This is a genomic window from Haloarcula rubripromontorii (assembly GCF_001280425.1).
Lineage (GTDB): Archaea > Halobacteriota > Halobacteria > Halobacteriales > Haloarculaceae > Haloarcula > Haloarcula rubripromontorii.
In genome coordinates this window covers 1,002,047-1,022,500 of sequence record NZ_LIUF01000001.1, presented here as the reverse complement: position 1 = coordinate 1,022,500, position 20,454 = coordinate 1,002,047, and the positions used below count along the sequence as shown (strand labels likewise).

Genomic DNA, 20,454 nt, shown 5'->3' with positions numbered 1-20,454 from the left:
CAATTAAACCGCAGGCTCCTCCGGTTGTGGTGCTCCCCCGCCAATTCCTTTAAGTTTCATCCTTGCAGACGTACTTCCCAGGCGGCTCGCTTCTCGGCTTCCCTAGGGCGCAGCGCAGGCTCGTAGCCTACGGCACACCTAGCGAGCATCGTTTACAGCTAGGACTACCCGGGTATCTAATCCGGTTCGAGACCCTAGCTTTCGTCCCTCACCGTCGGGTCCGTCTTCCTGAGGTGGTTTCCCCATTGGTGGTCCGTCCAGGATTACAGGATTTCACTCCTACCCCGGACGTACCCCTCAGGTCTTCCGGCCCCAAGCCGGACAGTTTCCGCTGGACGCCGACGCGTTGAGCGCGTCGATTTCCCAACGGACTTGTCCGGCCGGCTACGGACGCTTTAGGCCCAATAATATCGGCCATCACTTGGACTGCCGGTATTACCGCGGCGGCTGGCACCGGTCTTGCCCAGTCCTTGTTCCTGTACCACCTTACGGTACAGAAAAGCGAGGGCTATATGCCCTCACACTCGGAGTCCCCCTATCGCACTGTCGTGCAGTGTAAAGGTTTCGCGCCTGCTGCGCCCCGTAGGGCCCGGTATCTTGTCTCAGATACCGTCTCCGGGTTCTTGCTCTCACAACCCGTACCGATTATCGGCATGGTGGGCCGTTACCCCACCATCTACCTAATCGGCCGCAGCCACATCCTACAGCGCCGGAACGTTTCTCACTCTCGGCACTCCAGCGTGAGAGTGATATCCGCTATTGGCCTCAGTTTCCCGAGGTTATCGCGGTCTGTAGGGTAGTTTGGCCACGTGTTACTGAGCTATATGCCACGGGTCTAAGCCCGTGCGACTAGCATGGCTAAATCGGACTCCGATAGCAATGGCCTCCGGCAGGATCAACCGGAATGTATCCCGGCACAATGCCGGGGGGTTAGGCGGGATCACACCCAGATAATGGGTGTGGTCGCTATCGAAGGGTGTTCGAGGACACCCGTCGACCGAGTGTCACCGAACTATCAGGGCTAACATCAGATTCCATCTTGACGGCGGACCGCAGGGGTGGAATCCTCATTTCTTCGGACCTGATTGTTAGCTCGAAGCCATCATAAAGGCTTCGAGTTTCGTTGGCGAGTCGACCCCGCCTGGTCCGTGTCGGCAGGGGTTTGATGTCCCCGACCGAACGTCGTTCGCATTCATTCCGAGTGCCCTGTTACACTTAAGGGCATCGGATCGGGCTCGCATCGAACCGCACGACGCGAGCGACCTTCGCGTTCATTCCGAACGCCCTGTTACACTTAAGGGCGTCGGAACGAGTTCGTTCGTTCGGGGGTCATCGCCCCTGACCGCGTTCGCATTTCATTCCGATGGGTGAGCCACACTTAACCCCGTCGAAGGAAGTCGCCTGCGAGAGGCAATTACACGGGTGTGAGAGCCCCACACGTGTACAAACGGAGAGTATGGGTCATGGAACAGCTAGCTGTAATAGCTAGGAGGCCTGTTCGCGCGCGTGAACGCGCGGGCAGAATCATGTCTCTCAGAAGGCCAACGAAAATGTCGTGGATTCGACCTAGATCTCGTCTAGGTGTTCGACGCCCTGCTTCGAGACGTTCCCTTTCGTAATATCACCGGGCATCCAGTCGGGTTTGTCGTCAGGAGCCTCCTCGACCCATGCCCACGCCTCGTAGATGTGGACTTTGTGGGTCCCCTTCTCCCGTAGTCGTATCTCCTCAGGGTCAGCCTGATCTTCACCGTCGGCCGGTTCGAGTCGACGTGCTGCCTTCAGTGCAGCCTGCCGAGGCGTTCCGCCCGAGAAGACGCTCGATTCGTCACCGTCTTCGCGCAGTGCGAAGTTGCGCTTGTCACTGTCGGGTGCCATGGATTTCACCGCTCCATGCCAATTCAGCACATGGCAGAACATAAATATACCCCCCAATCCGCCCTCCGTCGGGGGATGCTTTTATACACTGAGACCGTCGCGTGCCACTTCGACCGCCTAAACCGGCCAATGCAAGCCGAATATTCGGACTGAAATCGTCACGCGCGTACAGAATCGCCAGCCAGCGACCGGCGGCACGGTAGACTTAAGTGTATCCTGCGGTGAAGTGCGGAGTAGGATAGCGCGATGGTGCGAAAGAAGAAGCTCAGCCCGAGTGGCGCCAAAGATGAGGACGGCGAGTACCACAACGTACATATCAACATTCACGAGGACGAGCTAGCCGTCGCCGGGATGGAGATCGGCGACGAGGTGTTCGTTCGCGTCCGCGATAACAAGATTATTATCCAGAAAGCCGACCCGGAAGAGGTCGAGCACGACTTCTGAGGCACCATCGACGGTAACACAGTACCACCGGGCTAAGCCAAGCCGTCGGCTGATGCCCGATACCGAGAACACAACGCCGTTCTTCGAGGGAACCCGAACACCAACACAATGAGACCCTACGATATCGCGAAACCACTCTTGTTTTCGCTGCCAGCAGAAACCGCCAATCGGAGCGTCCACCGACTGTTAGAGACAGTCAACGGAACCCGGGTCGCCGACGCAATGGCAGACCGCTACACCGTCGCTGACGACCGACTCACAGTGGAGGCGTTCGGCCACACGTTCGACAACCCCGTCGGCGTCGCCGCCGGCTTCGACAAGAATGCCACCATCCCCGGAGCGTTGGCCTCACTCGGTTTCGGCTTCGCCGAAGTCGGCGGCGTCACGGCCGAGCCACAGGTCGGGAACGCCCGCCCGCGGATGTTCCGGCTCAGAGAGGACGAGGCGATCATCAACCGGATGGGGCTAAACAACGACGGGGCCATCGTCATCGGCGAGCGGTTGAAGAACGTCAACGCTCCGTTCCCAGTCGGCGTCAACATCGCCAAGACGGAACACGTCGGGACGAACGCGGCCCCCGACGACTACCGGACCACGTACGAACACGTCGCCGAGGGCGGGGACTTCTTCGTCGTCAACGTCTCCTGTCCCAACTCGGAGGGGTTCGAAGAGCTCCAGAACCGCGACGCGATGGAGGCCATCCTCGGCGAGCTACAAGACGCGGGCGCGGCCCCCCTGCTCGTGAAGCTCTCGCCGGACCTCCCTGAACCGGCAGTAGAGGACGCACTGGACTTGGTGGCTGAACTCGGCCTCGATGGCGTCGTCGCGACGAATACGACGACGGAACGGCCAGCTAGCCTGCGGTCGCCAAACGCGGTCGAGACGGGCGGCCTCTCCGGGAAGCCAATCGAGAACACGGCCACGGAGATGGTCCGCTTCGTCGCCGAGCGCGTCGACGTGCCCGTCGTCGGCGTCGGCGGCGTCTCGACGGCGGAGGGTGCGTACCGGAAGATCCGCGCCGGGGCCTCGCTCGTCCAGCTGTACACCGGTCTGGTCTACCGCGGTCCGTCTATCGCCCGGGAAATTAATTCGGGACTGCTTGATTTGCTCGCCGAAGACGGCTTCGACTCGGTCGAGGACGCCGTCGGTGCGGACCTGTAGCGAAGAAGCAGAACCGTTCGTACGACGCTTGCTCGCGTTATTCGAGCGCGTCCAGTCGGAACTCGAAGGCCGCCACCGGCAGTTCCAGGTCGTGTTCGACGAGTACCTTCGGGTGAATCTCACCGACGACGCCGACCGACTCCCCGTCGAGGACGACCTCGGCGGCGCGGCCGCCGATGAACGACGGATGCGTGGTCGGGGGCGTTTCGAGGTCCTTGTCGAACGCTTCGGCCAGCGCCTGCAGACGGGCCTTCGCGTCCTCGTAGGAGGCATCTGTACGTGCAAGCGCGGCGGCGACGGTGCGGTGTTCGGCGACACCGGTGTTCTCCGAGTCGTCGAGCCCGGCGGCCAGCCCGATCTCAGCGAGGTCCTGCGGGTAGCTCCGGTGGGTGTTGTTTTCGAGCACCATCATGATAGAGGGGAGCGCCCACGTCCGGAGGATGGTGTAGTCCTCGCTGTAGGGCTCCTGGATGGTGACCGGGTCAGCCTGGCCGACGGCGTCGGCGGCCTGCTCGCGGTTACCACCGCTCGCCTGTTCGTCGGTCCGTGGGACCGACAACCCCATCCGCTCGAAGTTCTCGACCTCGTTTATCATGTGGAAGTTCAGCAGGTCCTCGAAGCCCAGGCCGACCAGGGCGTTGCGGGCGGCGTCCTCCAGCCTGGACCGCTCGTGGCGGCCGCCGACCGTCGACACGTCGGGATAGGTCGGTTCGAGGCTGTTGAACCCGAGCGCCCGGCCGATGTCGTCGATGACGTCCTGCGGGTGGATGACGTCGACGCGGTAGGGCGGAATCTCTACCTCGTAGGCCGTGCCGTCGTCGGTTTCGGTCTCGGTGGCGTCGAGGCCGGCGCGCTCGGCGTAGTCGACGACCTCGCGGCTGTCGAGCGAGACGCCGAGGATGGACTCGATGCGGTCGTGCGTGACCGTCTTCGCCCGCACCGAGAAGTCCGGACGCTCCAGGGTCTTGCCAGCGTACTCGCCGGGCGCGTCGTCGGCGTAGGACACGTCGACCTTCTCGACCTGCCCGCCGCGGGCGGCGAGGGCGTAGCAGACGATGTTGCACATGTGGTCGATGGTCCACTGGTCGGTCCCGGTCATCTCGATGAACAGGTCCCGGGAGTCGACGCTGACCTCGGTCCGGCGGCCGTTGATGACCGGCGGGAACGAGAACAGCCCGATGGCGTCGTAGATGGCCGGCACGCGGTCGAAGTCGGCCACGAGGTCGCCGTATGTCTGGCCGGTCTCGTGAGAAGCCATGACCTCACTGGGGGTCATCTCTGCATCGGCGTCCAGCGGGACGAACGTCGCCTCGTCGGGATCGGCGCTGGTGTAGGTGATGGACTTGCCCGTCTCGTCCGTGACCGAATCGCCTTTCAGCATCGTGAGGTCGTGAACCCCAATCGCGCCTTTCGCCCGCTTGCGCCCCATCGTCGCGTGGAGCTTCTCCTGCAGTTGGATGAGCGATTCCAGCGCGGCCTCGTCCATGTCCAGGCCGCGGACGACGGCGCCGGTGACGTAGGGGCGTTCATCGGGCTGGTCCTCGACCTCGATGGTCCAATCGGCGCTGTTCGTGTTGGGAATCTCGACCCCACGGTCGTCGCCGTAGTGGTAGCGCAGCGACCGTGCGACCCCCTCGACGGAGAGGCGGTCCAGTCTATCGGGCGCGAACTCCAGTTGGAACTCGTCGTCCTCGGTCCAACCCTCGAATTCGAGGCCAAGGTTGAACAGGTCCGATTTGAGTTCGTCGTCGTCTTTCTCGTCGTGGCCGGTCAGATACCGCAGTTCGTCGGGGTCGACATCAACGACCGGCATCAGCGCATCACCTCCGTCTCCCGCAGCAGTTCAAGGTCACACAGCGTCCCGTGCACGTCGCGGATGTCCTCGAAGCCGTACATGAGCATGAGTAGTCGTTCGAGCGAGAGGCCCCACGCCATCACGTCGCAGTCGACGCCCAGCGGCGTGAGCACCTCGTCGCGGAAGATACCGGAGTTGCCGACCTCGACGACCTCGCCGGTCTCGGGGTGGGTGCCAAACAGTTCGAAGCTCGGCTCCGTGTAGGGGTTGTAGTGGGGCTTGAACTCCAGGTCGGTGATGCCGAACTGCTCGTAGAACTCCGTGAACGTCCCCATCAGGTCCCGCACGGAGAGGTCCTCGGCCATCACCCACCCCTCTATCTGGAAGAACTCAAGCAGGTGCGTCGGGTCGAGCGTGTCGTTGCGGTACACCTTCTCGACGCTGAAGTAGCGTTCGGGCGGGTCCAGCTCTCCGACCTGATGGCCCGAGAGATAGCGCATCGACAGCGAGGTGGTATGGCCCCGCAGGTCCATCCCGCGGGCGATATCCTCGGTCCATGGCGAGTGATACCCCTCGCCGTCGGGGCCGACGCCCTCTTTATGCGCTGAGCGGACCCGTTCGACGAGGTCCGCCGGGAGCTCGCCGATTTCCTCGGGCTGTTCCAGCGCGAACTGGTCCCAGTGGGTCCGGGCCGGGTGGTCCTGTGGCATGAACAGGCAGTCGTTGATCCAGAACTGGGCGTCAGCGTGGGGGCCTTCCATCTCGGAGAAGCCCATGCCGACGAGCGTGTCCTTCACGCGGTTGGCCGTCTGGCGGAGAATATGCTCCTTGCCGTGGCTCACGTCCTCGGCGTCGGCCGCGACGTTGTACTCGGTGAACGCAACGTCCTCCCACTCGCCGCTGGTAAGCAGCTCCGGGGTGAGCTGGTCGACCGTCTCGGCGGCGTCGACGCCCTCCATCAGCGCGGTGACGCCGTCGTCGGTGAGTTGGACCGAGCGGACGGTCTCCTCGCGCACATCGATGAGACCGCGCCGTTCGAGTTGGTCGAGTGCGTCCGCGTCGGCGTCTTCGACGTGGCCGTCTGCGACGGCCTCCAGCGCCAGCATCTCGGGGTCAGATCCGGGGGCAGCGTCAGGATTAGCCGTGATCTCGCCGCTGTCGATCTCACCGTAGGCCTTGCGGGCGTAGTTCGAGAGTGCGATATCGACCGCGCCGCCTTCGAGACCGGACGCGCCGATGACCTGCCCCATCTGGACTGGGCCGTCGGCCGCGCCGGCGTCGATAGCGGCCTCGTAGAGGTCCTGTTCGGGCAGGCTCTCGCGGACGTACGTCTCGCCCTCCTCGGTGAGTTCGTAATGTTCCAGCGTCTCCTCGGCGACGGACACCAGTCCGTCGGCTTCGAGTTCGAACGCCGCTCTGGTGGCTGCTTCTGGCTTGAGGTCAGCCTCCGCAGCCACGTCATCGATACGCCTGTCATCCTGTGCGTCGGCGGCCTGCAGGACGGCCACCTGTGCCTGTGGTCGTTTCATACGGGTGTCTCGGTCTTGTGGTGATAACCGCGGGTCGCTCAGTTAACGGTTCTCACTTCCTGCTCGCGGTTTCGTCCGACCACGCCTCTCGACGCTGTCAGAGTCCACACGCGGTCAGGCAGTGCAGAAGAAGCCGAACCCCTGTCTGTCGGATGGCTGGCGAACGACGCCGGCACGATGGGATTCGGGTGCCATGTCTGAGCGGTTGTGACTGGCAGATATAAACGTTATGCGTGTGCCCGTCTCGACACGAAACAGGCTGTGGCGGCCCGGGACTCAGTCCGCGCTTGTCGGCGCGCGGTCGGAGTCGAGGTCGATGTCGAGTTCGTCGAGCCTGTCTTCCCACTCTGCACGTTTCTCCTGATGCTCTTCGAGGAACTGTTCCATCAGTTCGGCAGCCTGTTCCTTGCAGCCGCCACAGAGACGTTCGCCGCCGACACACTCGTCGTATACTTCTTTGGCGAATTCGTCGTCGTCGCCCGAGAGCAGATACGCGTACAGTTCATACACCGGACACTCGTCGGCTTTCCCGCCCTTCTCGCGCTGTTCCTCGGCTGTGGAGCGGCCGCCAGTGGTCGCCGATTTGACCTTGTCGTAGCCGTCCTCCGGGTCGTCAAGCAGCGAGATGTGGGAGGCCGGAATCGACGAGGACATTTTCCCGCCGGTGAGTCCAGTCATAAACCGGTGGTAGATGGACGACGGCGGCTGGAAGCCGTAGCCGCCGGTGTCGAGTTCGACCTGCCGGGCCAGTTCCTCGGCCTCTGCGTGGTCGAGGTCGAAGGTGTCGATGTGCTCGTCGTACACTCGCTTCTCGCCGTCGATGGCCTCGATGAGTGCCTCGAAGGCCCCCTCAGTGGCGTTACGGTCGAGGAACCGAACCCGCGGTCGGAGCGGTTCCTTCCCGGCCTCGTCGAGTTTCGCGACGACGGAATCGCGAGCGTCGGCGGGCGCTGGCTGGTGGTCGCGCAGCCAGTTGGCAGCCTCGCCACACCGCGGTCGGTCGGCGTCCTCGGCGTAGTCCTCACGGGCGTCGTAGGCCTGTCGGAGCAGTGTCCGCTCGACTCCGTCGGCCTCGAAACTGGCGAACGCCTCCGTCACGCCGAAAAACCGCATCCGGGCGGCGAGGTCCCGCGCCAGCCGCATGTGCGGGTCCTGGTCCGGGCCGACGGGGATGACCGTCGGCTTGGGCCCGTCCAGTTGCGGATAGAGGATGTCAGCCATCTGCGTGACGACTGACTGCATATGGGAAATGTCGGTCTCGCCGTCGAAGTCGTAGATGGCCTGCAGCTCCGAGAAGTTCGCCTCGGCCCCGAGTTCAAAGGCGAGGTCCTGCACCTCACGGTTGTCGGACTGGCGGTACAGCGTCCCCTCGTCTGGGTCAAAGCCCAGTGCAAGCAGCGAGAGGACGTAGTCCGTCGCGTGCTCGTCGATTTCGTCCCACGACAGCCCGCGGGCGCTGTGGGCTTCGAGGTCGGCGATGAGCGCGTGTGCGTCCCCGCCCTGCTGTTGATGCCAGATGATCTCGTCGAAGACGAGCTTGTGGCCGATGTGTGGGTCGCCGGTCGGCATGAACCCCGACAGCGCGGCGAAGGGGTCGTCGTTGCGCATGGCTTCGGCGACCGGTCGGTAGTCTCGGTGGCCGAAGATGACGCCCCGGCGCATCAGGTAGTGCGGATTGGGGACTTCGGGAAGCACCTCGTCGAACTCCTCGATGCCGAACTGCTCGAACAGCTTGCGGTAGTCGGCGATCGTCGAGGAGCCCCACGGGTCGAGCGTCGCTTCGTCGGCCCCTTCGGCCTCGGTGCCGCCGTCCGGTAGCACTGGGTCGTCGCCGGAGGGGGCGTCAGGCTCCCGCCACGCTCCGCCCGACTGGCGGCGGTCCTCGTCGGGCGATGCGTCGTCGTGGTGGGAGTCGTCCGTTGTCATAGCTGTGGTCGGCTCGCGGTGAGCCACGTTACAGGTGTTTTGGTCCCGGTCGGCGCAAAAAGGGTTCGTTTCCGTGCGCCGACGGACCGACGAGCAGACACCCACTGACCGACCGCGACACCCGGCCGGCTCAGGGCGTCAGTCGCTCGACGGCGATCCACTCGATATCGCCATCACCGCCGTCCGTCGTGAGTGCGAACACCATTGTCTTCCGGACGCCGTGAGCCAGACGCACGTCCAGCGCGAGGTCCCGCGGCTCGAACCGGTGGTCGGCCGGCAGCACACGCACCAGTAGCTCCGAGTGCCCGAGGTTCGCCGCACTTTCGACATCGGCGTAGGTCCGGAAGTCCGCGCCGAACTTGAAGCCGGTCTTCGGCGCGACGCCGCTCGCTCGCAGGGCCGCATAGACAGCTAGTCGACGGTCAAAACGGTCTCCCTCGACCTCGCGGCCGCGCTCGACGACGGCCTCGGCCCCGCCATCGACCGTGAGCAGTCCCGCCTGTGCGAGATACGCGGCTTCAACGAGGGAGAGCTGCACTGCGCCGTCATCGCCGAGTTGCTGGCCGTAGAACGCCTGCTCGTACAGCTCCGCCGGCGGTACCCAGCACACCACCCGCTCTCCGAGCAGTTCCCCTTCCGTTGCCGGGACGACAGCGTCGCTGGTTCCTTCAACGTCGCGCCGGTCGGTGTCGAGGTAGGTGACCTCGCTCTCCTCGTCGACGACCGCCAGCACGCAGTCGCCTAGGGCCGCGGCGTCGACGGCGTCGCGCTCGCCGACGACCCGGACGCGGTAGGCCACCTCGTTGTCCCACGGGCCTTTCCCGCGAGGGTAGACTACGAAGTCCGTACTTGCGGCGTCGTCGACCCACCCTTCACGGGCTGGCGTGAGGTAGAAGCCGCGGTCACGGAGGTCCTTGTAGACGGCGAACTCGACCTCGGAGACGGCCGCCGATCCGAGGAACGCCCGGAAGTCCATGCCGTCGATGCTCTCGATATCCCCGCGGTAGAGGAGGTGTGCGGCCTCCACCGGGGCCAGGTCGATGTCGCCGTTACGGACCTTGCCGTAGCCGCGCGAGTCATAGAACCGCTCGCGCGCCTCGTAGCCGGCCCGCACGACATCACCGTCGAGCGTTAGTTCCATGCTCTGACGTGGCCCCCGCGGCGACAAAGCCCCTGCGGGTCCGAACCGGTAGCGAAGTTGGACGAGTGCGGAGGGTCAGTATTCACTCCCGTTGTGCGCAAGAACTGTCCAGACACCGCGTGCCGCCAGCGGTTTCGAACAGCGGCAGGCCGCAGTCACAGTTACCGACGACGACGCCGGACGGCATGGAGAAACCGGTGTCACAGTCAGGGTAGTGCTCACAGCCGGCGAGCAGGCCGCCGCGGCGGAGAATCAGCAAGTCGCCGTCACAGTGAGGACATCCCCACTCGCGGTCGAAGGCCGCGGTGACAGCGTCGTCCAGTGAGTCACACTCTCGGTCGAGACACAGTTCGAATGCCCGCCCGCGTTCCACCCGAAGCGTCGGGAGTCCGCAGTCGTCACAGCGGCCGCCGGTGACTGCAGCGTCGCTTGGAATCCCGTATGCAGCGTCACAGCCGGTACAGGTGACCTCGCTACGGGCGCGAACCAGCGTCCCAGCGCAGTCGGGACAGTCGCGCACCGGAACGCCGGCGTTCGAGGCCGGATAGCGGCCACTGCCGTGTTCCTCGTGGGTGACCACCCGGAGGAGTTCGTCGCCGTCGCGGGCGGTCACCGCTCCGTTATCGATAGTGACGCTTTCTGCGCGTGTGAGCCACGCGACCGGTTGATACCCTTCGGCGTCGTGAACAAGAACGGTGTTGTCCGGTTTGACGACGACGAGTACGTCGCCGCGCTGCTCTCGCTCGCGCGGTCCCTCGAAAACGGTCGTACATTCACCAGCGATCACACGGGTTCCGTCGTGCATGGACTCACCTGTCCGGGTTTCGGTATTTAAATCCTCAGTCGGTGGGCGGGATTTCGTAGCACGGTCGTGCCGCCCGAGTCACAACAGCCAAAGCCGTCGCCGAGTGACACCAAGGCAATGAGTGAACCGCCTGCTGCGGTCTGTTTCGATATGGACGGCGTGCTCGTCCAGTCCGAAGACCACTGGGTCCGTGCCCAGCGCGAGGATATCCTGCCGACGGCCGCACCGAACGACGACATCCCGCTGGCCGCGATTACCGGCCGGAACTACCGAGAGGTGTATCCGGACCTGAACGCAGAGTACGACCTCGAAATCAGCCGCGAGGTTTTCGAGGGGCTGTTCGAGGAGCACGGCGAGCGGATCTACGCCAACGAGGCGACGTTCCTCGATGGGGCACACGCACTGCTCGACGACCTGCGAGACGCCGGCGTGGCACTGGCGCTGACGACCTCCGCACCGTGGGCCTGGATCGACGTGGCCGACGAGCGCTTCGACCTCCTCTCGAAGTTCGATGTCGCCATCAGCGCAAATGACATCGACGGCCCCGGTAAGCCGGAGCCAGACATCTACGAGCAGGGCGCGGCAGAACTGGGCGTTGCGCCCGAGGACTGCTGGGCCGTCGAGGATTCCACCGCGGGCGCACGCGCTGCCGTCGCCGCCGGAATGACGACCGTCGGGTTCCGCGGCGACGGCGACGAGACGGATCTGTCGATGGTCCACGAGATCGCAGACGACGCCGCGTCGCTGCGACAGGTGCTTTTAGCGGGTGTGTAACAGCCACGAGTCTGTGTGGCGGTGGAAAATGGCGCAGAAGTTCAAGAGCCACAGAACGGTGTGCAGGAAATGCAAGCGTGGAGGAGAAAGACCCGGCCAGGTCAGGCAGAGTCACCGTATCCGCGACCCGCGAGGAGGCCGAAGATGTTGAGGGCAACGACACCCACGAAGATGAGGAAGCTCTGACTGTCCAGTCCGCCCAGCAGTAGCGGCGGATATGCCAGCGGCGTAACGATAGCCAGCCAGAACGCGATGAATTGCAGGGGACGAACGAGCGATCGGAGGGCGACGCTACTGGGGGCGGCTTCCATCGGGGAGCGGAAGGGCGATGCACTGGACATTGTGGGGCTTCCTCAGTTCTTCGTAAGAACCCATACCCCAATATAAACGCCAGACCCTTGGGGAGAATTCGTGCTCTTTTCGGAATGTTAACCGGATTTCAGCACCTTTCAGCGATATTTCACAGGGCGCTATAACGCTTCGAGAAATGTTTATAAATTTTATCGAGCGCTCTGAGAGTGTTTCAGAACAGCGGTCGAAACAGCGGTTACCGAACAAGAACTGACCGAGTTTCGGTGATCGTCGGGAGCGGCAACGCGGGGAACGCGACCTCGACGGTAAAGGTGAGTTCGTCCGCGTCCGCGCCGAAGACGGCAACCGGAAGCGTCGCTTCACCGAGATACGACGGCTTGGCGGTCATCTCGCGGCCGTTGACCGTGACCCGCAGGCCCGCGCGGGCACTGCCGCCGGTGTTCCTGACCGTCACCTCCCGCATGTCGTTGTCGCCGGGCGCAATCGTCTCCGGGAACTCGCCCCAGTCGATGGAGACAACGGGGAGGTCCCGGGCGTTGGCCAGCACCTGCTCGGCAACCCCCTCCGAGAGGCCGGCACGGACGAGGCCGTCTTCGCCGGCTTCGACCACGTCGGCGGGCGAGGACAGGCCCGCGGCGGCGAGCGTGCCCGCGCGGCCGCTGCCGACGCCGTCGATGGCCGTCAGCCCCACCGCGTCGGCGCTGATGCCGTGTTCGACGCGGGCTTCGACGCGACAGGCAAGGTTCGCGTAGCGGGCCGGCCCGAGCGTGTCGACGAACTCCCGCATCGCCGCCAGCAGGCGGAGCGCGTTCTGGCGGATGACCCACGCGTCGCTTTTGAGTTCGGTCGGCGTCGTCCCGGTCATGCCCGACCGGAGAATGGCCAGCACCTTGCGCTGGCCGGCGTCAAGGCTCTCGTCGACGCTGTCCCCCAGCACCGCGTGGACCGCGTCTTCCTCGTCGGAGCGGGCGCTGACGCTGTCGAACTCGGTCGCGCCGGCCACCGCGGTCAGCAGGTCGTCGGCGTCGACGGAGACAGCGGAATCCGGGTCGGCGGCGTCTTGGCATCGCTCGGCGACGTCCGCGAACCGGCGTGCGGTCGACAGTCGGAGGTAGAACTTCGAGGCCAGCTGGCCCAGCCGCGTCGGCTCGACGTTGAGACCGTCCTGTTCGACGAACCCCTCCGAGACGAGCGCGGAGAGGGTGTCGCTGACACGCTGGCGGAGGTCGCTGCCGGCGTCGTACTCGTCGGGCGCGGACTGCGAGCGGGCGTAGTAGAACGTCGTGGCGAGCCAGTCCATCACGTCGTCCACGTCGCCGATGGTCCCGAGCGCGATTTCGGCGTTGAGGTGGGCGTCGAGTTCGGCCGCCAGCCGGGACTCGATTTCCTTGCCGTCACGGAGGAGGCGGCGGTACTTGTCGGCGTCCGAGCGGTCACAGACGACCCAGGCGTAGCCCATGTCGTCGTAGCCGGGCCGGCCCGCGCGGCCGAGCATCTGGAGTACGTCGAGCGGACTCATGTCGACCTCGCCTTCGAGCGGGTCGTGAAGCTTCGTGTCGCGGATGACGACACAGCGGGCGGGGAGGTTCACGCCCCACGCGAGCGTGGAGGTCGAAAAGAGCAGTTGTATCTTGCCCTCCTTGAACCACTGCTCGACGCGGTTCTTGTCCTCGCGTGCGAGACCGGCGTGGTGAAAGCCGACGCCGTCCAGCACGGACTGGCGGAGCGTGTCGTTCGAGAGGTCCGCGGCGTCGTTGTGGAAATCGTAGTCCCCGCGTGCGCCCATTGGAATATCTCGCTCGACAATTTCGTCGCGGGCCTTCTTCGCGGCCTGGACGGTATCCTGCCGCGAGGAGACGAACACGAGCGCCTGGCCCTCCTCGCGGATGTGTGGCTCGGCGAGGTCCAGCGCCCGGTAGAGCCGCCGGTACTTGTCGGCGAAGGCGTTCTCGCCGTGGGAGTAGGTCTTCACGTCGGCGTTGAGTGGGACCGGTCGATACTTTTCACCGAAGGCGAAGGTAGTCTCATCGGGGGCGTCCAGCCAGTCAGCCACGTCGTCGATGTTCGGCATCGTCGCCGACAGCGCGACCACGCGCGGGTCACAGAGCCGGCGGAGCCGCGAGACGGTGACTTCGAGCACCGCCCCCCGCCGGTCCGAATCCAGCAGGTGGACCTCGTCGATGACACAGCAGTCCACGTCCGTGATGAAAGAATAGCGACTCGTCTCGTGTTTCCGGGTGGCCGAGTCGGCCTTCTCCGGCGTCATCACGAGGATGTCGGCCCGCTCGGCGCGACGGGGGTTCAGGTCCCGCTCGCCGGTGACGACGTAGACGGAGTAGCCCAGCTCCTCGAACCGCTCCCACTCACTTTCCTTCTCGTTTGTGAGCGCACGTAGCGGCGCGAGAAAGAGCGCGGTCCCGTCCTCGGCGAGCGTCTTGCAGATGGCCAGTTCCGCCAGCGCGGTCTTCCCGCTGGCCGTCGGCGCGCTGACGACGACGTTGTCGTCGCGGTTCAGCAGGGCCGGCAGGGCCGCCGACTGCATCCGGTTGAACTCCTCGAAGGGGAAGGCGTCGGCGAACTCGGGGAGCACCTCCGCGACCGCCACAGTCGGCTCGCTGTCGGTTCGGGATGACACGTCACAGTCGCAGTTCCGCGACGGCAAAGGCGTTTCTATGGGGGAACGGAAGTGTGAGAGATGAAGGCATAGTTCCGGAGCCATTGCGTAGCTGCTCGCTGTGAGCGCCCCACACGCCTGCCCAAAAATTAACCCGGCCGGCTGACAGTGCGCAAGCGTGCCTCTTAGCGACCCCGAAGACTACTACGACGAGAACGACGAGATCGAGTGGGACCGGCTGGCAGCCACGCTGCACGGACAGCTAGAGTGGACGGGGACCGTCGAACAGCTCGAAGCGAACCTCCCCGACACGGGACACGTCCTCGACGTGGGCGGCGGCGCTGGTCGGTACGCCGTCTGGCTGGCCGAACAGGGGTACGATGTCACGCTTGTCGATCCCAGCGAGGGTCAGCGGGCTATCGCACGGGAGAAAATCGCCGGGCACGGGCACGAGGAGCGGGTGACCGTCAGGGCGGGTGACGTACGTGACCTCGGGTTCGACCGGGACGTATTCGACGCGACGCTGTGTCTGGGTGGACCGCTCTCGCACGTACTCAACGCCGACGAACGCGTGGCCGCCGTGCAGGAACTCAAGCGGGTGACAAAATCTGGGGGGCCAGTGTTTGCATCCGTTATGGGGCGGCTCAATTGGCTGGTGCTCTCGCTGGTCCGCGGGTCTGACCACCTCGTCGATGCGGCCGAACTGGCCGAAACGGGCGATTACGACCGTTCGTTCGTGGCGCAACTCGGTCACGACGCGGCGTTCACCGAGACCCATTTTTTCCGTGCCGACGAGTTCGAGGCGCTGTTAGAGGCGGGCGGAGCAACCGTCGAGACGCTGGTCGGACTGGAGGGGCTGGCGTCAGTGCTTGCCGCTGCCCCGCTCCGGGGGACCGCCGACGAGCTGTCGGCACACCAACGGGCCGGCGTCCGAGCGCTCGTAGACGAACTCCGGACGGACCGAACTGTCGCAGACATGTCCGCACACATGCTTGCCGTCTGTCGGGCGTGAGTCCGCACCGCGAACGAGGGAGTGAGCGCTCGGAAGTACGCGGCCGGCCACCGTTTCGATCTGGTCGCCGGACCAGCCGATTGCCATCCACACGCCATACGGGAGACCGCGTGAGCCCCGCACGTTTTTGACCCGGCGAATCTAACTCCGGGTAATGAGTCGTTCGCGCAAGCCTGACTGGCTGAAGATGCGGCCACCGTCGGGCGAGCGGTTCACTGATATCAAGCAGACGCTCCGGGATCGGAACCTCAACACGGTCTGTGAGGAAGCTAACTGCCCCAACCTCGGGGAGTGCTGGAGCGGGCGAGACGGACCGGGGACGGCCACGTTCATGCTGATGGGCGACCGCTGTTCGCGGGGCTGTAACTTCTGTGACGTGGAGACGGGCGGGATGGACCCGCTGGACCCAGACGAGCCACAGCAGGTAGCCGACGCCGTCGCGGAGATCGGGCTGGACTACGTGGTACTGACGAGTGTCGACCGCGACGACCTGCCCGATCAGGGCGCGGGCCACTTCGCCGAGACGATCCAAGCTATCAAAGAACGTGACCCGTCAATCCTCGTCGAGTGTCTCATTCCCGATTTTCAGGGTGAGACGGACCTCGTCCGGAAGATTATCGACGCCGACCCGGACGTTATCGCCCACAACATCGAGACGGTCGACCGCCTCCAGTGGCCGGTCCGGGACCGCCGGGCAGGCTACGAGCAGTCGCTCTCGGTGCTTCAGCAGGTCGACCGTGAAAGCGACTGCTACAGCAAGACTAGCCTGATGCTGGGCGTCGGCGAGTACGCCCACGAGGTGTACCAGACGCTGTCAGACCTCCGGCAGGCCGGCGTCGACGTAGTGACGTTCGGCCAGTACCTCCAGCCCTCCCGTTCACATCTTGAGGTTTCGGAGTACGTCCATCCCGACGCCTTCGACACCTGGCAGCGGGTCGCCGAGGAGGAGTTCGACTTCCTGTACTGCGCCTCGGGACCGATGGTTCGGTCGTCATACCGGGCGGGCGAACTGTTCGTGGAAAGCGTCTTGCGCGAGGGTCGGAGTGCCGACGATGCGCGGGCGGAAGTTCGTGGGAACAACTGATACATCCGAGTTATCGGTGATAAATTTGGCAGAATTAAAGACAGCTTAGAACCGCTGAAATTGCTATACAGCCAGTAATACCTACGTCGGATACATTTTTCAGCGCCGCGAAAGCTCTAAACGTAGTGCGAGTGAACAGTCGGCGTATGCCACTTCGAGGGAGGCGGTTTCTATGAGTGTCCTCCAGCGCGACCCAGCGGACAAGGTACAGATTCTCGATGAAGACGGAACAGTAGTTGACGGCGCAACCGTCCCGGACCTCTCGGACGACGAGCTGATTGAAATGTACCGGTATCTCAAACTCGGCCGGCACTTCGACCAGCGGGCAGTGAGTTTGCAACGGCAGGGCCGGATGGGGACGTACCCTCCGATGTCGGGACAGGAGGCCTCACAGGTCGGCAGCGCCTTCGCGCTGCGAGACGGCGACTGGGCCTTCCCGAGCTACCGAGAACATCTCGCGATGTACGTCAAGGGATGGCCCCTGTCGGACGATCTGTTGTACTGGATGGGGTCTGAGTCGGGTAATTCGCCGCCGGAAGACGTGCAGGCGTTTTCGTTTGCAGTCCCAATCGCGACGCAGATTCCGCACGCGACCGGGGCCGCGTGGGCATCGAAACTCAAGGGCGATGATACCGCTGTCCTCGTGTACTTCGGGGACGGTGCGACCTCCGAGGGCGACTTCCACGAAGGCCTGAACTTCGCGGGCGTGTTCGACGTGCCAGCGGTGTTTTTCTGTAACAACAATCAGTGGGCGATTTCGGTGCCGCGGGAGCGCCAGACCGCCAGCGAGACGCTCGCCCAGAAGGCCAACGCCTACGGCTTCGACGGTGTGCAGGTCGACGGCATGGACCCGCTGGCGGTGTATCAGGTGACCCGCGAGGCCGTCGACAAGGCACACGACCCGCCCGAGGACGGACTCCGGCCGACGATGATCGAGGCGGTGCAGTACCGCTTTGGCGCACACACGACTGCCGACGACCCGTCAGTGTACCGCGACGACAGCGAGGTCGAGCGCTGGAAGCAGAAAGACCCCATCCCGCGGATGGAGGCGTTCCTCCGGGATCGGGGCCTGCTCGACGACGAGCGGGTCGACGCTATCGACGAATCAGTTCAGGATGAGGTGGCCACAGCCATCGACGAGGCCGAGGCGACCGAGCGACCGAAACCGGAGGAGATGTTCGCGGACGTGTACGCGGAGATGCCACAGCGACTCGAACAGCAACTGGACTACCTCGAAGAACTGCGCGAGCGACACGGCGACGAGGTGCTACTGGAATGAGTACACAGGACGCAGCGACACAGAGTTTGACGCTCGTACAGGCCGTTCGTGACGGCCTCTACGGCGAGATGGAACGGAACGAAGACGTGGTCGTGATGGGGGAAGACGTCGGGAAGAACGGCGGCGTCTTCCGGGCGACACAGGGCCTTCATGAGGAGTTCGGTGACGACCGAGTCATCGACACGCCGCTCGCGGAGGCCGGTATCGTCGGGACGGCCATCGGCATGGCCGCCTACGGGCTCCGGCCGGTGCCGGAGATGCAGTTCTCCGGGTTCATGTACCCCGCATTCGACCAGATTGTCAGCCACGCCGCCCGGCTTCGAAACAGAAGCCGCGGCCGATACAACTGCCCGCTTACTGTTCGCGCACCGTACGGCGGCGGCATCCGCGCGCCGGAACACCACTCCGAATCCAAAGAGGCGTTCTACGTTCACGAGGCGGGACTGAAGGTGGTCGTCCCGTCGACGCCGAAGGAGACGAAGGGGCTGCTGACGGCGGCCATCCGGGACCCGGACCCTGTCATCTTCCTCGAACCGAAGCTCATCTATCGGTCGTTCCGCGAGGAGGTCCCCGACGACCCATACACGGTCGAGTTGGGTGAGGCGAAGACCCGCCGTGAGGGAAGCGACGTGTCCGTGTTCACCTGGGGCGCGATGACCCGGCCGACGGTCGAAGCCGCCGAGGAACTGGCTGAAGAGAGCATCGACGCCGAAGTGATCGACCTGCGAACGCTGTCGCCGATGGACACCGACGCCATCGTCGAGTCGTTCAAGAAGACCGGGCGAGCGGCCGTCGTTCACGAGGCCCCCAAGACCGGCGGGCTGGCCGGCGAAATCATCGCCACCATTCAGGAGGAAGTCCTGCTGTATCAGGAGGCCCCTGTGACCCGGGTGACCGGCTTCGACGTGCCGTACCCGCTGTACGCGCTGGAGGACTACTACCTCCCCGAACCCGCCCGCATCAAAGACGGTATCAGAGAGGCAGTGGAGTTCTGACGCATGTTCGAGTTTAATCTCCCGGACCTCGGGGAAGGGGTCGCAGAGGGTGAGGTGCTGACCTGGCACGTCTCGCCGGGCGACGCCGTCACCGAGGATCAGGTCCTCGCGGAGGTGGAAACCGACAAGGCCGCTGTCGACGTGCCGTCGCCAGTCAACGGCGTCGTACGGGAGCTACACGCCGAAGTCGGCGAGATGGTACAGACCGGCGAGGTGCTCGTCACTATCGAGGAAGCGGGCGACGGCGAATCGGCTGACGCGGCGGCTGGGGACACTGACGAGGCTGAATCGGCGGGAGCCGACACAGCGCAGGCCGATAGCGATGCGGGCGAAGCCACAGCGGCCGACACAGCGGACCAGTCTGATGCAAGCACAAGCACGGCCGACGGTCGCGTGTTCGCCTCGCCGAGCGTGCGACGACTCGCCCGTGAGAAGGGGGTCGATATCACAGCCGTTGACGGGAGCGGGCCGGGCGGCCGCGTCACCGAGGGAGATGTCGAGGCGGCCACGGCGTCGGCCGGCGAGACGGCTGACAGTGACGACGGTCCTACGTCGGTCGTTTCGAAGGCGTCCGACGACGGGGACAGCCCGACTGCAGTAGTTTCGCAGGTCGACGATGCGAGCGACACAGACGACGGGGCTGCTGTCAAGTCTGTCCCCGGGGACGGACAGGCGGCCGCCAGTCGCGAGCAGACGCTGGCGACGCCGGCCACCAGAAAGGCCGCCCGGGAACTCGACGTGAACATCGACGCCGTTCCGACCGACCAGACGCGGGACGGCCAGCCCTACGTCGACGAATCGGCCGTTCGGACGTACGCGGAGGCCCAGCAGGCCGCACAGGCAGCCGATGCCGAAGCCGTCAGCGCCGAAGGTGGCGCGGCGGGAGCGGCAGCCGAGGCGGGCGGCACTGGGGCCGAATCGACGGCCGTCGAGACAAGTGACGGCCAGCGCCGCGAACCGTACCGTGGCGTCCGTCGGTCTATCGGCGAGCAGATGGCGCGCTCCCGCCGAGAGGTTCCCCACGCGACCCACCACGATCAGGTAGTCGTGTCCGGTCTCGTCGAGGCCCGTGAGCGGCTCGAGCCGCTCGCCGAGGAGCGCGATGTCACGCTGACGTACACGCCCTTTGTGGTGAAATGCGTCGCCGCGGCGCTGGACCAGCACCCGGTGCTCAACACGGCGCTGGATACTGAAAACGATGAAATCGTCTACAGAGACGCCCACAACATCGGCGTGGCGACAGCGACCGATCACGGGCTTGTCGTCCCAGTCGTCAACGACGTTGACGGGAAGGGGCTAGTCGAACTCGCCGGCGAGATCAACGACCTCGTCGGGCGGGCACGCGAGCGGGACATCGAGCGGTCGGAGATGCAGGGCGGGACGTTCACCGTCACGAACTTCGGCGTCATCGGCGGCGAGTACGCCAGCCCGATCATCAACGTCCCGGAGACGGCGATTCTCGGAATCGGGGCACTCAAAGAGCGGCCGGTGGCCGAAGACGGTGAGGTCGTCGCGAAACCCACGCTCCCGCTCTCGCTGGCAATCGACCACCGTGTCATCGACGGCGCCGACGCCGCGCGCTTCGTCAACACGCTCAAGGAGTATCTGGCGGACCCGACGCGACTCCTGCTGGAGTGACTGCCCGGGTTCGCAACCGAAAACCAGACCCATCACTGGAACGACAGGGCTCGTGATGCCCGCCACGAGA

The 20,454-nt window shown here is 64.7% G+C and carries 16 protein-coding genes and 1 rRNA gene (1 of these 17 running past the window's edge); 8 read left to right on the top strand and 9 right to left on the bottom strand.

Going from position 1 to position 20,454, the window contains the following annotated elements:
- Positions 1-906 (bottom strand): 16S ribosomal RNA (locus tag AMS69_RS05220); it reaches 566 nt to the left of the window's first position.
- Positions 907-1,566: 660 nt separating this feature from the next.
- Complete coding sequence (locus AMS69_RS05215) at positions 1,567-1,875, bottom strand: non-histone chromosomal MC1 family protein (RefSeq protein ID WP_004516406.1); 309 nt, start codon at positions 1,873-1,875, stop codon at positions 1,567-1,569.
- Between the two features lie 246 nt (positions 1,876-2,121).
- Between AMS69_RS05215 and AMS69_RS05210 the strand changes: the two genes are divergently transcribed.
- Positions 2,122-2,319, top strand: a complete 198-nt coding sequence (locus AMS69_RS05210; RefSeq protein ID WP_004516407.1) for a hypothetical protein — start codon at positions 2,122-2,124, stop codon at positions 2,317-2,319.
- A 108-nt stretch (positions 2,320-2,427) separates the two neighbouring features.
- Positions 2,428-3,480: a quinone-dependent dihydroorotate dehydrogenase gene (locus AMS69_RS05205; protein WP_053966997.1), complete on the top strand. Its 1,053-nt coding sequence runs from the start codon at positions 2,428-2,430 to the stop codon at positions 3,478-3,480.
- A gap of 37 nt (positions 3,481-3,517) precedes the next feature.
- Here the strand turns inward: AMS69_RS05205 and pheT are convergent, their stop codons facing one another.
- The 5 genes from pheT to AMS69_RS05180 form a co-directional block, all read right to left on the bottom strand.
- Positions 3,518-5,293: a phenylalanine--tRNA ligase subunit beta gene (gene pheT / locus AMS69_RS05200; protein WP_053966996.1), complete on the bottom strand. Its 1,776-nt coding sequence runs from the start codon at positions 5,291-5,293 to the stop codon at positions 3,518-3,520.
- Positions 5,293-6,804, bottom strand: coding sequence for a phenylalanine--tRNA ligase subunit alpha (pheS, locus tag AMS69_RS05195; protein WP_053966995.1), 1,512 nt, complete (start codon positions 6,802-6,804; stop codon positions 5,293-5,295). The genes pheT and pheS overlap by 1 nt, the downstream gene beginning before the upstream one ends.
- A gap of 276 nt (positions 6,805-7,080) precedes the next feature.
- Positions 7,081-8,730 (bottom strand): tryptophan--tRNA ligase, encoded by a 1,650-nt coding sequence (locus AMS69_RS05190; protein WP_053967044.1) that lies wholly within the window; start codon positions 8,728-8,730, stop codon positions 7,081-7,083.
- A 130-nt stretch (positions 8,731-8,860) separates the two neighbouring features.
- Entirely contained in the window at positions 8,861-9,871 is a 1,011-nt protein-coding gene (gene endA / locus AMS69_RS05185; RefSeq protein ID WP_053966994.1) for a tRNA-intron lyase, read from the bottom strand.
- 82 nt (positions 9,872-9,953) lie between these two features.
- The gene (locus AMS69_RS05180; protein WP_053966993.1) at positions 9,954-10,676 is read right to left on the bottom strand and encodes an endonuclease NucS domain-containing protein; all 723 of its coding nucleotides are present in this window, start codon (positions 10,674-10,676) and stop codon (positions 9,954-9,956) included.
- Between the two features lie 117 nt (positions 10,677-10,793).
- Here AMS69_RS05180 and AMS69_RS05175 point away from each other — a divergent pair, with 117 nt between their 5' ends.
- The gene (locus tag AMS69_RS05175) at positions 10,794-11,450 is read left to right on the top strand and encodes an HAD family hydrolase (protein WP_053966992.1); all 657 of its coding nucleotides are present in this window, start codon (positions 10,794-10,796) and stop codon (positions 11,448-11,450) included.
- 101 nt (positions 11,451-11,551) lie between these two features.
- Here AMS69_RS05175 and AMS69_RS05170 read toward each other — a convergent pair whose 3' ends face one another.
- Together AMS69_RS05170 and AMS69_RS05165 are read right to left on the bottom strand one after the other, a co-directional pair.
- On the bottom strand, positions 11,552-11,791 hold the full coding sequence (locus tag AMS69_RS05170; RefSeq protein WP_238378348.1) for a hypothetical protein: 240 nt from the start codon (positions 11,789-11,791) through the stop codon (positions 11,552-11,554).
- A gap of 206 nt (positions 11,792-11,997) precedes the next feature.
- Positions 11,998-14,367 (bottom strand): DEAD/DEAH box helicase, encoded by a 2,370-nt coding sequence (locus tag AMS69_RS05165; protein WP_053967043.1) that lies wholly within the window; start codon positions 14,365-14,367, stop codon positions 11,998-12,000.
- Positions 14,368-14,554: 187 nt separating this feature from the next.
- On the opposite strand from AMS69_RS05165, the gene AMS69_RS05160 reads away from it, so the two are divergent.
- The 5 genes from AMS69_RS05160 to AMS69_RS05140 all read left to right on the top strand — a co-directional run bounded on the left by AMS69_RS05160 (position 14,555) and on the right by AMS69_RS05140 (position 20,384).
- Positions 14,555-15,388, top strand: a complete 834-nt coding sequence (locus AMS69_RS05160; protein ID WP_053966990.1) for a class I SAM-dependent methyltransferase — start codon at positions 14,555-14,557, stop codon at positions 15,386-15,388.
- 154 nt (positions 15,389-15,542) lie between these two features.
- The gene (lipA, locus tag AMS69_RS05155; protein WP_077067751.1) at positions 15,543-16,472 is read left to right on the top strand and encodes a lipoyl synthase; all 930 of its coding nucleotides are present in this window, start codon (positions 15,543-15,545) and stop codon (positions 16,470-16,472) included.
- Between the two features lie 172 nt (positions 16,473-16,644).
- Positions 16,645-17,751 (top strand): pyruvate dehydrogenase (acetyl-transferring) E1 component subunit alpha, encoded by a 1,107-nt coding sequence (gene pdhA, locus AMS69_RS05150; RefSeq protein ID WP_053966989.1) that lies wholly within the window; start codon positions 16,645-16,647, stop codon positions 17,749-17,751.
- Positions 17,748-18,746: an alpha-ketoacid dehydrogenase subunit beta gene (locus AMS69_RS05145; RefSeq protein WP_053966988.1), complete on the top strand. Its 999-nt coding sequence runs from the start codon at positions 17,748-17,750 to the stop codon at positions 18,744-18,746. The genes pdhA and AMS69_RS05145 overlap by 4 nt, the downstream gene beginning before the upstream one ends.
- A gap of 3 nt (positions 18,747-18,749) precedes the next feature.
- Positions 18,750-20,384, top strand: coding sequence for a dihydrolipoamide acetyltransferase family protein (locus tag AMS69_RS05140; protein WP_053966987.1), 1,635 nt, complete (start codon positions 18,750-18,752; stop codon positions 20,382-20,384).
- The last annotated feature ends 70 nt before the right edge of the window (positions 20,385-20,454 follow it).

Bases quoted from the DNA above. Each gene is read 5' to 3' on its own strand.
- AMS69_RS05215 (WP_004516406.1), bottom strand. From the start codon at position 1,875: ATGGCACCCGACAGTGACAAGCGCAACTTCGCACTGCGCGAAGACGGT.
- AMS69_RS05210 (WP_004516407.1), top strand. From the start codon at position 2,122: ATGGTGCGAAAGAAGAAGCTCAGCCCGAGTGGCGCCAAAGATGAGGAC.
- AMS69_RS05205 (WP_053966997.1), top strand. From the start codon at position 2,428: ATGAGACCCTACGATATCGCGAAACCACTCTTGTTTTCGCTGCCAGCA.
- pheT (WP_053966996.1), bottom strand. From the start codon at position 5,293: ATGCCGGTCGTTGATGTCGACCCCGACGAACTGCGGTATCTGACCGGC.
- pheS (WP_053966995.1), bottom strand. From the start codon at position 6,804: ATGAAACGACCACAGGCACAGGTGGCCGTCCTGCAGGCCGCCGACGCA.
- AMS69_RS05190 (WP_053967044.1), bottom strand. From the start codon at position 8,730: ATGACAACGGACGACTCCCACCACGACGACGCATCGCCCGACGAGGAC.
- endA (WP_053966994.1), bottom strand. From the start codon at position 9,871: ATGGAACTAACGCTCGACGGTGATGTCGTGCGGGCCGGCTACGAGGCG.
- AMS69_RS05180 (WP_053966993.1), bottom strand. From the start codon at position 10,676: ATGCACGACGGAACCCGTGTGATCGCTGGTGAATGTACGACCGTTTTC.
- AMS69_RS05175 (WP_053966992.1), top strand. From the start codon at position 10,794: ATGAGTGAACCGCCTGCTGCGGTCTGTTTCGATATGGACGGCGTGCTC.
- AMS69_RS05170 (WP_238378348.1), bottom strand. From the start codon at position 11,791: ATGTCCAGTGCATCGCCCTTCCGCTCCCCGATGGAAGCCGCCCCCAGT.
- lipA (WP_077067751.1), top strand. From the start codon at position 15,543: ATGAGTCGTTCGCGCAAGCCTGACTGGCTGAAGATGCGGCCACCGTCG.
- pdhA (WP_053966989.1), top strand. From the start codon at position 16,645: ATGAGTGTCCTCCAGCGCGACCCAGCGGACAAGGTACAGATTCTCGAT.
- AMS69_RS05145 (WP_053966988.1), top strand. From the start codon at position 17,748: ATGAGTACACAGGACGCAGCGACACAGAGTTTGACGCTCGTACAGGCC.
- AMS69_RS05140 (WP_053966987.1), top strand. From the start codon at position 18,750: ATGTTCGAGTTTAATCTCCCGGACCTCGGGGAAGGGGTCGCAGAGGGT.